The organism is Microcoleus sp. bin48.metabat.b7b8b9.023 (assembly GCF_013299185.1).
Classification (GTDB): domain Bacteria; phylum Cyanobacteriota; class Cyanobacteriia; order Cyanobacteriales; family Microcoleaceae; genus Microcoleus.
On sequence record NZ_JAAFKG010000030.1, the window covers coordinates 37281 to 49525 of the forward strand.

8 protein-coding genes, 2 tRNA genes and 1 pseudogene are annotated in these 12245 nt (G+C 44.3%); 4 read left to right on the top strand and 7 right to left on the bottom strand.

The window, feature by feature from the left end; genetic code table 11:
* Nucleotides 1-179: 179 nt before the first annotated feature.
* Together QZW82_RS17695 and QZW82_RS17700 are read left to right on the top strand one after the other, a co-directional pair.
* On the top strand, nt 180-3599 hold the full coding sequence (locus tag QZW82_RS17695) for a DEAD/DEAH box helicase (RefSeq protein ID WP_293150443.1): 3420 nt from the start codon (nt 180-182) through the stop codon (nt 3597-3599).
* A gap of 231 nt (nt 3600-3830) precedes the next feature.
* A complete protein-coding gene (locus QZW82_RS17700) occupies nt 3831-4658 on the top strand; it encodes an SWIM zinc finger family protein (protein ID WP_293150445.1) in 828 nt (275 codons plus the stop codon).
* 250 nt (nt 4659-4908) lie between these two features.
* On the opposite strand, the pseudogene QZW82_RS32275 reads toward QZW82_RS17700, so the two are convergent.
* From QZW82_RS32275 to queG, 7 genes and pseudogenes are all read right to left on the bottom strand, one after another.
* Nucleotides 4909-5047 (bottom strand): annotated as a pseudogene (locus QZW82_RS32275) (RNA-guided endonuclease TnpB family protein); the annotation flags it as partial.
* Nucleotides 5048-5317: 270 nt separating this feature from the next.
* The gene (locus tag QZW82_RS17705) at nt 5318-5956 is read right to left on the bottom strand and encodes an HAD-IA family hydrolase (RefSeq protein ID WP_293150448.1); all 639 of its coding nucleotides are present in this window, start codon (nt 5954-5956) and stop codon (nt 5318-5320) included.
* Nucleotides 5957-6032: 76 nt separating this feature from the next.
* A tRNA-OTHER gene (locus QZW82_RS17710) sits at nt 6033-6104 on the bottom strand.
* Nucleotides 6104-6179: transfer RNA gene (locus tag QZW82_RS17715), tRNA-Glu, on the bottom strand. The genes QZW82_RS17710 and QZW82_RS17715 overlap by 1 nt, the downstream gene beginning before the upstream one ends.
* 330 nt (nt 6180-6509) lie before the next feature.
* Nucleotides 6510-7685 (bottom strand): SDR family oxidoreductase, encoded by a 1176-nt coding sequence (locus QZW82_RS17720; protein WP_293150451.1) that lies wholly within the window; start codon nt 7683-7685, stop codon nt 6510-6512.
* A 36-nt stretch (nt 7686-7721) separates the two neighbouring features.
* Nucleotides 7722-8849 carry a pentapeptide repeat-containing protein gene (locus QZW82_RS17725; RefSeq protein WP_293150454.1) on the bottom strand — a complete coding sequence of 376 codons (1128 nt, stop codon included), beginning with the start codon at nt 8847-8849 and terminating at the stop codon, nt 7722-7724.
* Between the two features lie 186 nt (nt 8850-9035).
* On the bottom strand, nt 9036-10001 hold the full coding sequence (gene queG / locus QZW82_RS17730; RefSeq protein WP_293150457.1) for a tRNA epoxyqueuosine(34) reductase QueG: 966 nt from the start codon (nt 9999-10001) through the stop codon (nt 9036-9038).
* Nucleotides 10002-10219: 218 nt separating this feature from the next.
* Between queG and QZW82_RS17735 the strand changes: the two genes are divergently transcribed.
* Both QZW82_RS17735 and QZW82_RS17740 read left to right on the top strand, forming a co-directional pair.
* Nucleotides 10220-11182, top strand: coding sequence for an orange carotenoid protein N-terminal domain-containing protein (locus QZW82_RS17735; protein ID WP_293150460.1), 963 nt, complete (start codon nt 10220-10222; stop codon nt 11180-11182).
* Between the two features lie 338 nt (nt 11183-11520).
* The gene (locus QZW82_RS17740) at nt 11521-11952 is read left to right on the top strand and encodes a nuclear transport factor 2 family protein (protein ID WP_293150463.1); all 432 of its coding nucleotides are present in this window, start codon (nt 11521-11523) and stop codon (nt 11950-11952) included.
* Nucleotides 11953-12245 lie beyond the last annotated feature (293 nt).

The window sequence follows — 12245 nt, forward strand, 5'->3', positions numbered from 1 at the left end:
ATTTTCGATTGGGAAATTTGGATCGATTAGGTCAACCGCAAATGTCAGGCAGATAAACACAGATTAACGCAGATAATTTCAAGATATTTCGGATTTTTTGCAAGAGTTATATTATTCACAAATCAAACAGGACTTCTGTAGCAAGTCTCGCAATTAAATAAAAATATTAGGATTTAAAAATGGCAATTTTACACGGCAGTTGGCTACTGGAAAACGAAAAAAGTGGCTTATTTATTTGGGGAGAAACTTGGCGTAAAATTGGGGCGATAGATACCGTTAAATCGGGGATGAGTCTACAGCATCCTTTGGCAATGACGGAATCTGAACTGAAGACTTTTCTAACTTCCTTGCAGCAGTCGGGCAAACTCAACTGGCAATTACCCGAAAACGCAGATATTCAGGAGAAAAGCAAGAAGACTAGACGATCGCCCAAAACGACCACCGCAGCCCCTCCCACCGGGGATTTATCGATTCAGAGGCAAGTTCGGGCGATCGCACTTCCCACCCAAATTTCGGCAGACAATGCAGCCCTAATCCCGCAGCACTCAGCAGCGGCAGCACTGGATGAACCAGCTAAAACTGAGGAAATTTATCTTTATCCCTGGCAAGTCGAAGGTTATTTTCTCAACCCTCAAGCAGCTTTTGTTTTTTTGCAATCACTGCCACTCAATAGCACAGAACCAGACTCTTTTGTCGGATCGGATTTGCGTTTTTGGTCTCATATTGCTAGGTGGAGTTTGGATTTGTTGGCGAGGTGCAAATTTTTGCCAGCATTGGAAACACAATCCGACGGTTCTGCTATTGCTAAATGGCAACCTTTGTTAGATAGTTCTACAGATACACTCCGCCTCGCTACTTTTGCCAAGCAAATGCCGACAGGTTGTCGAATGTATCAGAAGCAGGAAGAAGGAAGAGGGAAGAAGGAAGAAGGAAGAGGGAAGAAGGAAGAAGGAAGAGGGAAGAAGGAAGAAGGAAGAGGGGAGAAGAAAGAAGGAAGAGGGGAGAAGGAAGAAAGGAAAAGCGAAGCAGAAATCGGGGAATTGGCTTTGGCGGTGGATTTGCCGGTGGGGGCGGAGGATTTGGTGTTGGGGTTTTTGAGCAGTGTGGTAGATTGTGAAGTGCGATCGGCTTCGAGGGCTGCGCTAACGGCTGCTGGCTCAACTTTAGATATCAAAACAGTTTCTCCAACCCGCGAATGGTTGCAAGCTTTGCAGCAGGAATCTGGGATTGTACAAGCAGAATCAGCAGCTTTGGAAAAGTTGGCAACCAAGCTGACTGCTTGGGCTGCACCGCTGCAAAATCAACTATCTCAGCAAAATCAATTTCACACTTGTTTTCAACTAATACCGCCGTCGCCCGGCAAAGTTAACTGGAGTTTGAATTATTGCTTGCAAGCAGTAGATGAAACTGATTTTTTGGTAGATGCGACAACTGTTTGGAACAACTCAGTCGAGCGTTTAAATTATGCGGGGCGGACAATTGAATTGCCTCAAGAAACTTTGCTCAGCGGCTTGGGTTTAGCCTCGAAACTTTATCCGTTAATTGAACCGAGTTTGCAAGCACAACGACCGCAATCTTGTCAACTAAATCCGCTGCAAGCTTACGAGTTTATTAAGTCTGTGGCTTGGCGGTTTGCTGATAGCGGGTTGGGCGTAGTTTTGCCGCCGAGTTTGACAAAGGCTGATGGTTGGGCGAGTCGTTTGGGTTTGAGTATTCAAGCGGAAACAACCCCCCCCAACCCCCCCTTGCTAAGGGGGGGAGCAGGAGAAAGTGGCGGCGGGCTGGGCTTGCAAAGTCTGTTAAGTTTTAAGTGGGAATTGACGATCGGCGGACAGCGCATTTCTAAGGCAGAATTTGACCGATTGATCGCGTTGAATTCGCCTTTGGTGGAAATTAACGGCGAGTGGGTGGAGTTGCGCGCCACCGATGTCAGGGCGGCTCAAAGTTTCTTTGCTAGTCGCAAAGAGCAAATGACTCTTTCTTTGGAAGATGCTTTGCGGTTGGCTTCGGGCGATTCTCAGATGATTGAAAAGTTGCCTGTGGTGAATTTTGAAGCAACTGGTCAACTTCAGGAATTGTTGAATACTTTAAATAATAATGAGGCCGTAAGTGCGATCGCGCCAGCTAGTTTCCGAGGAGAATTGCGGCCTTATCAAGCGTTGGGAGTTGGCTGGCTTGCCTTCTTAGAACGCTGGGGTTTGGGTGCTTGTCTCGCGGACGATATGGGTTGTGGTAAGACCCCTCAACTAATTGCATTATTATTACATTTACAAGAAAATCAAGCTCTGAAAAATCCCACATTACTGGTTTGTCCGACATCAGTCTTGGGGAATTGGGAACGCGAAGTCAAGAAGTTTGGCCCGACGTTGAAAGTATTACTACATTATGGAGACCAACGCGCTAAAGGCAAAGCATTTGCGGCCGCAATTAAGGGAAAAGATTTAATAGTTACCAGTTACTCCCTGGTGTTTCGCGATGCTAAAGAAATTCAAAGCACTAAATGGCAGGGATTGGTTTTAGATGAAGCGCAAAACATTAAGAATTCTGAGGCGAAACAGTCGCAAGCAGTGCGGCAAATCGAAGCATCTTTTAGAATTGCGCTGACGGGAACTCCGGTGGAAAATAGATTGCAAGAATTGTGGTCAATTTTAGAGTTTCTCAATCCCGGATATTTGGGCCCGCGCAATTTCTTTCAGCGCCGGTTTGCAATTCCGATCGAGAAATATGGAGATAGAGAATCATTGCATACTTTGCGATCGCTCGTGCAGCCTTTCATCCTCCGCCGCCTCAAAACCGACAAGTCAATCATCCAAGATTTGCCGGAAAAACAGGAAATGACTGTATTTTGCGGGCTCGCGTCAGGACAGGCGGCACTATATCAGAAAGTAGTTGAAGAGTCAATCGCTAATTTAGAATCAGCCGAAGGCATTCAGCGCCGGGGCATGATTCTGGCTTTGCTGGTCAAACTGAAGCAACTTTGCAACCATCCTGCCCTTGTAAAAGCAGAAGGTAAGCCCAAAGAATTGAGCATTAACAGCCAAGAATCGGGAAAATTGCAGCGGTTGGTGGAAATGTTGGAAGAGGTGGTCGCTGAGGGCGATAGGGCTTTGATTTTCACTCAATTTGCTGAATGGGGAAAACTCCTGAAACCGCATCTAGAACAGCATTTGGGGCGAGAAGTTTTGTTTTTGTACGGCAGCATTAAGCAGCAGCAGCGGGAAGAAATGATCGATCGCTTCCAGCACGATCCGCAAGGCCCGCCGATTATGATATTATCGTTGAAAGCTGGCGGTACAGGCTTAAATTTAACTAGAGCTACTCACGTTTTCCACTACGATAGATGGTGGAATCCCGCAGTAGAAAATCAGGCAACTGACCGCGTATTTCGGATCGGTCAAACGAGAAATGTGCAAGTTCACAAATTTGTCTGTACTGGCACCTTAGAGGAGAAAATTCACGATATGATCGAAAGTAAGAAAGCTCTAGCCGAACAAGTAGTCAGCGCGGGCGAAAACTGGCTGACTGAACTCGATACTGACCAACTTCGCAATTTACTAATTCTCGATCGCAATGCTATCATAGAAACAGAAGAAGAATAATTTTTAGGTTCGTAGTGAGGACTTCAGTCCTTCTTAAACGCGGACTAAAGTCCTCACTACAAACCTTATTATTTTTTTCTTATTTTTGCGGACTAAAGTCCTCACTACAAACCTTCTTCCTTCTTCCTTCTTCCTTATTTTTGCGGACTAAAGTCCTCACTACAAACCTTCTTCTTCTTCCTTCTTCCTTCTTCCTTCTTCCTTCTTCCTTCTTCCTTCTTCCTTCGGCTTATGATTGACAGAGAATGGTGGACGCAACAATGGCTCGATTTAATCAATACCTACCGCTTCAAAAAGCGATTAGAACGTGGGTGGCAATATGCTCGCGAAGGTAAAGTTCTCAGTATTAAATTTCCCAATCAAGAAGTAATAGCTATAGTTCAAGGTAGCGAACCAAAACCCTATCAAGTTTCTTTGGGACTCGATACCTTGAGCGATGAAGATTGGGAATACGTGATTGAAAATATGTCGCAAAGAGCGGTTTTTTCAGCTAAACTATTAGCAGGAGAAATGCCTCACAATATTGAAGATGTATTTGCCGCGGCCGGAAAAACCCTATTTCCGTTAAGTTTGTCAGATATTCGATCGCGCTGTAGCTGTCCTGACCCGAAAAATCCTTGCAAACACATCAGTGCAGTATACTACTTATTGGGCGATCGCTTCGGCGAAGACCCCTTTGTACTGTTTCAACTGCGCGGTAGAACCAAAGAACAAATTTTAACCGCACTCCGTCAGAGACGGGGTACCCAAGCAGAGGAAAATTCCCAGCCAAGCACCGATGACAATTCCCCCGCCGCGAATGCTAAAGTGCCAAAGGTCGATCGCTTTTGGGAATACAACCAGCAGCTAGAATCATCTCTAGTCGTGATTGTGCCACCGCCCAGCAGCGAAACAGTATTAGATATTTTAGGCCCCATTCCCCTCGCAACCGACGGCAAACTCACAACTACCAAATCCTCCCCCGCATCAGACGCCATCAAACAGCATTTGAGCAAAATCTACCAAACAGTTAGCCAGCAAGCAGTTTTAGCCGCACTGAAACGAAGTGAAGCAGACTAAAAGATTATTCTTTCTTTGTTTCTGGGAATTACGCAAAGTCTAAGAAACCCGGTTTCTGAGAAAATATCTGCTGGGTAGCAAAACATTTCGAGAGAAACCGGGTTTCTGGGAATTATGCAAAGTCTAAGAAACCTGGTTTCTGAGAAAATATCTATATGGATGGCAAAACATTTCCATAGAAACAGGGTTTCGGCGAATTATCCATCAGGTTAAGAAACCCGACTCTAATAGCTGGTAAAAGTATAGTCATCTATGACATGACGTGGGAGGCATCAAGTCCCTCCCCTTTCGCTTTCACTTCGAGCGGATTGACCCGCCTCGGCTGAGCTACGCCCACGACCTATCCCATCGCTAAAAGCATTTGGGATTGCTTTTCTCAAAATATTATACCAAATTCAAAAAATAAGAGAACTAATTGCGCTTGGCAGAAGGCGGGTTGGTGAAACGCAACCAAGTTGCTAAAGTAGCTACGGCGAAAACTGAAGCAAAGCCGAACGTCAAGAAAGTTTCAAAGGCTGACATAATACTGTTCCTCTTTATTTTGAGCGATCGAGTAAATCTTTTCCTTTTTCTTTATATCAGCCTCAATCAATTTCTTCAACCTGTCCGGACATAAAGTATTTACTACTTTACAATGTAAAATATTTCTTTACAAAAAGTTACAGTCTTCCCAGATTACTCATAATATCGAGCAATTCCTGAGGCCGTTCAATCAAAAAATCGGGATTGTGTGCAGCCAAAACTTCCTGAGAATTAAAACCCCAACTTACCGAAATTACCTTAATACCAGTTTTTCTAGCAGCATCTATATCTCGGATTTCATCTCCTACATACACGACTTCTTCAGGATTTATATGCTCTTTTTTCAGCCATTTATTAATAACTTTATGTTTGCCAAAAGTTGAACCCGAGTAAATAAAGCTGAAAGTGTTTTGCAACCCGTTGATTTCTAGCAAGGCTAAGACATTCTCTTGGGAATTAGAGGTGATAATGCCTAGTTGAAAGCCAAGGTTCTTTAACTCCAGCAAAACTTCTTTAATTCCCGCAAATAATTCAATATTAGGAATTTCGCTGTGCAACTCTGCTTTCAATTTTCTAATCAGCAGCGGGAATTTGAAGAGAGAAATTCCAGAATACCGGAGGATTTGCCAAGAAGTTAAGTTGCTCAATTGAGCCAGTTCATCTTTTGTCGCAGACTTAAAGCCGAATTCTACTGACAAACGGTTGGTGATATTCAGGAGAATATCGATTGTATCTGCTAAAGTACCGTCAAAATCAAAAATAATTACTTTCGTCATTGGGGAAGATTACATCACGAAGGGTAAATCTCTTCTATATTACTCATTGCCTTTTGATTGTTAACGCAAAAAAAGATAGCAACGGCGGGAATCGCACCCGCATCTCCCGGTATACTCCAGGGAATTCTACCATTTAAACTACGTTGCTGGTGGCAGCGAACCGAATCAAACGGTTGTCTCTCGCCTTGAAGAGGCGATCGCTCTACCACTAAGCTACACTGCCACATTGCATTATACATTTTAAATGCCACAATTTGAGAATCGTAAAACTGATGCACCTAGACATAAATAACTATAAAGTAGGGTGCGTCAGTTGCGATAATTGTTATTTCCTGCTAACACTCTCAAAACTGACGCACCAATTTTTCCCGATGCGTCAGTTTTGAAATATTTCATTTATCTCAAATTTTTTCTAGCTGACGCACCCCACAAATAAATCATAAATCACAACTTCTTCCTTTTTCCTTCTTGCGACTTTCATCAAACAGAATTCGTGACATCCGCTACATCCGCTACATAATCCGTTGCCGAACTTCCTTCTTCCTTCTACTTATCACCAGGGCGAATCAGCATAATCTTTAAATAATTTACCATAAACATAGCGTTTCTCATTTATGCCCGCATAAATCGGGGCGCAAATTCGTGCCGCCGCATCTATCGCATCAAAAGGAGGTTGAACGCCCCGTGCTTGCATCGTTAAAACTTGAGGATGAGGGTGTAGAAAACTCACCCATCCCGGATCGACTGCATTCATAAAAATCTTGTGTTTGGCGTACTCTTTGGCGCAGGTGCGAGTCATCATGTTCAGTGAGGCTTTTGCCATGTTAGTATGCGGGTGACGCCAAGATTTGTCACCGTCAAATTGCCCTTCTTTTGAAGAAATATTGATAATATATTTGCAGTTGTCTGGAAGATTGTTCATTAGTCGCTTGAGCCTGCTGTTGATTGCAAAAGGAGCGATTGCATTGATTACATGAACTTCTAACAACTCCAAAATGCTCACCTCATCGTCTTTCATCAGCCAACTGTTGAAAGGGCGCAAATCTATTTGCTGTCCGTCGCTATCGTACATCCCCACCGGAAACCAACTAGGGTTATCTTCCTCTGATATCAAGTTTTCTCCATCCAAAGAGACAGCTAAAGTGCTGAGAGTTTTACTGTCTGAATCTTCGGGTGCGATCGACTTTTTTGACATATCGCCACCAATATTATCAGCCAAAAAGTGCGTTCGCGCTACCAGCCGCTTAATTTCCGCAGGCAAAACCTCGAAAGGCAGAGCCTCTAAATCCCTCAAATGCTGGTAAAATTCCGGAGGACGACGAACGGTTTGAGCCGCATTGTTGACAATAATATCGAGTCGGGGATAGCAAGATGTGAGGTGTTCTGCAAAACGCTCAACCTTCGCAATATACCGCAAGTCTAACTCGTAAACGTGCAGGCGATCGCCCCAATCGCCAAAATCCGGTTCTCCAGCATACCTTTTAGCAGCATCGCGAGGAAAACGAGTGGTAACAATTACCGAAGCACCAGCCCTCAGCAACCTCAGAGTTACAGCATAGCCAATTTTTACCCTCGCTCCCGTCACCAAAGCAAACAGTCCCTGCAAATTAGCCGTTTCGTTGCGTTTTGCATAATTCACTTCGCCACAATCACAACACAAACCGCTATAAAAAAAATGCGGCTGTTGAAAACTATTCTTGCAGACAAAACAGCGTTGCCGTTTATCCATATTCAATCCCTCATAGAAATCAAACAAGACTAATTATCATCTCCAAGCACATCGCGAAAGATTAGCTTCATTAAAAATCACCCCATCAATATTAGCTTTTTTCAAAACGGCACTGCTCAAATTAGCCTGTGTGAAATTAGCCCCGCTGAGATTTGCTTTCAGGAAATTTGCTCTTTTGGTAATAGCACCACTGAGATTAGCACCAGCTAAATTAGCCTTATTAAAATCTGCATCGCACAGGTTAGCTCCCGTAAAATCTGCTTGAGAAAAATCAGCATTTGTCAAATCAGTTTTCTCCAAATTAGCACCGCGCAAATTAGCTCCCGCAAAACAAGCACCTGCGAAGGTACTCCACCGCAGATTAGCTCCTGCAAAAACAAACCTATTAAAATTTGAGCCATTCAAATTCGATCGAATTAATTTAATCCCCGCCAGATTTGCTCCTGTCAATTTTGCTCCCTCCAGATTTGCCAGACTCAAATCAGCACCAGTCAAATCAGCACCAGTCAAATCCGCACCGCTCAAATCAGCCCCACCAAGTTTAGCTTTTTTCAGGATAGTTTGACATAAATTAGCTTGGCGCAAATTAACTAAACGGAGGTTTGCTTGACTCAGATTTGCTCCCTGCAAATCAGCCCCGCTGAGATTCGAGCGACTCAGGTTAGCTCCACTCAAATCGGCATTTTTAAGATTACTTACTTCCAAGTTACTCTGAAAAATTTTGGCTGTTTGTAAATTACAACCTTCAAAACTTGCTCCTGCTAAATTAGACTCCCTCAAGTTAGCTCCACTCAAATTATATCCGCTCAAATTTGTCCAACTCAAATCTAAAAATCCGCCCAATAAAAGTAAATTTTGCACTCTCCATTTATTCCAGATTGTTGTACCTTTTTCAAGCAAGCTAATTTGTTCTTCCCGACAAAACATCGCAGCGGCGGCAGCTCGCACCCGCTCGTCAGCATCGTCAAAAACTGTAATTGCTGCTTCTAAACCTGCTTCTGGGTAGTTGAAAGCATCCGAAAGTGCTGCTAACCTTGCTTCAGCTAGGGGGCTGGCTAAGCGTTGCTTGACTCCTGCTATGCCGCCCAAGACAGCAGCATTAATTGGAGGTGGATTTTTACCGCCCAAAATTGCATCGTATTGTGTGGGTTCATGGGCCGACATAAATTTGAGAAGCAGGAATAAGAAAAAAATACGGTAACTACTAATGATAGTATGTCCTTCGAGAATTCCTATAATAATATTGGTTCGTCGTAGTGAGGACTTTAGTCCTTTCTTGGATGCGGACTAAAGTCCTCACTACGAACCTTTTGACTTTAGTTCTTTCGTTTATGCGGACTAAAGTCCTCACTACGAACCTTTTATTTGATTTGCTTTGGCATTTCTGCGTAGCATTTCGGGTTTAATTCGCCGCAGTGCCGAAGCTGTAAATCGGCGGTTCCATTCTTCATCGGAAATTGTGGCTAATTCTGCAAGCGTTGGTGCTATGTTTTCAGGATAAGGCTCAAATTCTGCAACATCCGTTGGTTTGGCAAATCGCTGATTCCAAGGACAAACATCTTGACAAATATCGCAACCTGCTACCCAACCTTGTAAATTAGATGCTATTTCGTCGGGCAGTTTTTCGGCCCGATTCTCGATCGTATGATAAGCTATGCACCGATCGGCATTCACGACAAAAGGCTCAGTAATAGCTGCCGTCGGACACGCCTCGATGCAGCGAGTGCAGGTACCGCAATGTTGAGTGTGTGGCGCATCCGGCTCTAACTCGATATTAGTCAAAATTTCGCCCAAAAACACCCAAGAACCGTATTCTCGCGAAATTACATTACCATTTTTAGCAATCCAGCCAATCCCCGCCCGCTGGGCCCACATTTTATCCTGAACCGGCCCGGTATCAGCATAATACCGTGCTTCAATTCCTTCGCCTTGCGATCGCACCCAATTTGCTAACAGCTTGAGTTTTTTGTGCAGAATTTTGTGGTAATCCCGCCCCCAACCGTAGCGAGAGATTTTAGCATACTCTCTGACTGCATCGTCTCCCTCCAACGAGGGATTCTCGGGGCGTTGGTGAGGCGTGTAGTAATTGAGGGCGACACATATTAATGACTGCACGTCTGGCACGAGCGATCGAATATCCAGCCGTTTCGGGTTGGTCATCCATGCCATATCCGCCTGATAACCGTTGTCCAGCCAAGCCTGCAATCTTTGTGCATCTACCTGCGTTTGGGTTTGTGCTGAGGCGATCCCAATCTTGTGAAATCCTAACTCTAGGCCTTTTTGCTTAATGCGATCGCTATTAATTGATATTTTCATAGGATTATAATCAAATGCACAAAATGCGTCACAAGTCTAGCAATCTTGAGCTTAATTTGGGACAGCATTGATAATACTTTTGCAACCTTTATATTTATAAATTTGAACTCTAAAATGTTAAAGATTTCACACAACGTTACATAATGTAATGAAGGGAGAATTCGATTCGCCTATTCAAGTACGCAAGTAAAACCCACAGCGAATCGCAGAATATACACATGGCAGTTAGTATTCAATCCGCTCAATCTATTTTCTCCAACACCGAGATTGCTAGTGCTGTTCCGGCTACTACCGACGCTTTCTACAAACTCACCGTCGAAGACCAACTAGCACTGCTCTGGTATGCTTACACCGAAATGGGCATTTCTATCACCGCAGCAGCCCCCGGAGTAGCGAGCATGGCGCTTGTCGAAGGCGTGCTGGGCGAAATCAAACAGATGTCGCCGGCTGCTCAAAGCAAAACCATGTTTGACCTAGCAAGCAATGCCGACACCACCATCGGCCGGATTTACACTTCCTTGCGCGTCAACACTAAACTCGGTTTCTGGTACGAATTGGGACAGTTGATGAAACAGGGCGTTGTCGCTCCCATCCCTGCTGGCTATCAAATGTCTCCCGAAGCAACCCAAGTCCTTGAAAACATCAAGAAGCTCGATCCGGGTCAACAAATTACTGTACTTCGCAACACCGTAGTTCACATGGGCTACGATCCCGATTTCAGCCAAGAATACGGCAAACGCTCTGCTCCTCGCAGCACTCCTACCGCTGTAGCAGAGCGGGTGAAAACCCAGATTGAGGGTATCAGCGAGAAAACTGTGCTCAGCTACATCGACAACATGAACGCCTTCGACTTCACCCCAGCCGTCGGTTTATTTGCTGAAGACGGTGCTCTCCAACCGCCTTTCCAAAAGCCGATCGTCGGTCGCGAAGCTATCCTCAACTATATGCGGGAAGAGTGCATCGGCCTGAAAATGCTGCCCGAGCGAGGTGTGTCGGAGCCGGCTGAAGATGGCTACCGCCAAGTCAAAGTCACGGGTAAAGTCGAAACTCCTTGGTTCGGCGCCAATGTGGGTATGAACATCGCGTGGCGGTTTATGCTCGATCCTCAAGGTCAAATTTTCTTTGTGGCGATCGACTTGTTGGCTTCTCCTAAGGAATTGATGAATTTGATGCGGAAATAGCATCTTCTTGTTTAACAAAGACTCTACAGCAACCCAGATCCCACGAGGTGTCTGGGTTTAGTTGATTTGAGATTTGAGATTTTTCGATTTTTGATTTGAGATTTGAAGGATTCAAGGATTGGTAATGGCTGATGGCATAAGGGTTTGCGACTTGCCTACAGTTGCATTATTTTTGGTAACTGGTACAATTTCGGTCGATCGGCCTCAAAGCTCCAGCAGGCCCATAACATTATTGATTTTTTAGATAAAATTTATGACCCTAGTTATATCTTTTGATGGATTTCCTGTGACCGAGAGAATGATTACATTAGATTTATTCATCTCAAATCACTTCTTATATGACCGCCACAACTAGACCTATTTTAACTCGCTCTATAAATATCGTCGGTCTCACAAAGCTTGCGGTACAGCGATATTTTGAAACTTTTAACGCCGGTGATTTTGAATCCACCGTTAATCTGTTTGCTGAGGACGGAGTTCTGCACGCGCCCTTTGAAGAGCCAATTATCGGCAAAAGCTCGATCGCCAGTTATCTAAAAACAGAAGCGCCAGGAATGAATCTCGAACCCCAGCAAAGTGTAAGCAAAATTTTAGAAGATGGGACAGTTGAAATTCAGGTCAGCGGCCGGGTGCAAACTCCCGCATTTGGTATTAATGTCGGATGGTTTTTTTTGCTCAATTTTCAGCAAGAAATTGTTTCTGTTACCGTCAAACTCTTAGCATCTCCCCAAGAATTGCTGACTCTGCGACCTAAGAAATTCGGTTCTTAATATAGGAATTATCCAGGGAGTGAGGCACAAATTGGTAATTGGTAATTGCCAAGAAAGCGACCGCAATGAAATTGTTTTATAGTGAGGAATAACCTCATCTCCAGAGGGAGCATCCCAATGAATGCAAAAAAGCAATTTTTTTACAGTGCTATCCCCGAAAAGCGAGTGTTGAATATATCGCTCTTCGGGGACAGCACTATAAAATCCAAACTGAGAGGCTCCCATCTATCTAAGCATAGCCAACGCTATAGAAAGCCGATTTTTTCAGTATTTATCAGCCCGCAACAGTACCT

What these genes read in the sequence shown, in the direction of transcription:
- QZW82_RS17695 (WP_293150443.1), top strand. Translation starts at nt 180, where the DNA reads ATGGCAATTTTACACGGCAGTTGGCTACTGGAAAACGAAAAAAGTGGC.
- QZW82_RS17700 (WP_293150445.1), top strand. Translation starts at nt 3,831, where the DNA reads ATGATTGACAGAGAATGGTGGACGCAACAATGGCTCGATTTAATCAAT.
- QZW82_RS17705 (WP_293150448.1), bottom strand. Translation starts at nt 5,956, where the DNA reads ATGACGAAAGTAATTATTTTTGATTTTGACGGTACTTTAGCAGATACA.
- QZW82_RS17720 (WP_293150451.1), bottom strand. Translation starts at nt 7,685, where the DNA reads ATGGATAAACGGCAACGCTGTTTTGTCTGCAAGAATAGTTTTCAACAG.
- QZW82_RS17725 (WP_293150454.1), bottom strand. Translation starts at nt 8,849, where the DNA reads ATGTCGGCCCATGAACCCACACAATACGATGCAATTTTGGGCGGTAAA.
- queG (WP_293150457.1), bottom strand. Translation starts at nt 10,001, where the DNA reads ATGAAAATATCAATTAATAGCGATCGCATTAAGCAAAAAGGCCTAGAG.
- QZW82_RS17735 (WP_293150460.1), top strand. Translation starts at nt 10,220, where the DNA reads ATGGCAGTTAGTATTCAATCCGCTCAATCTATTTTCTCCAACACCGAG.
- QZW82_RS17740 (WP_293150463.1), top strand. Translation starts at nt 11,521, where the DNA reads ATGACCGCCACAACTAGACCTATTTTAACTCGCTCTATAAATATCGTC.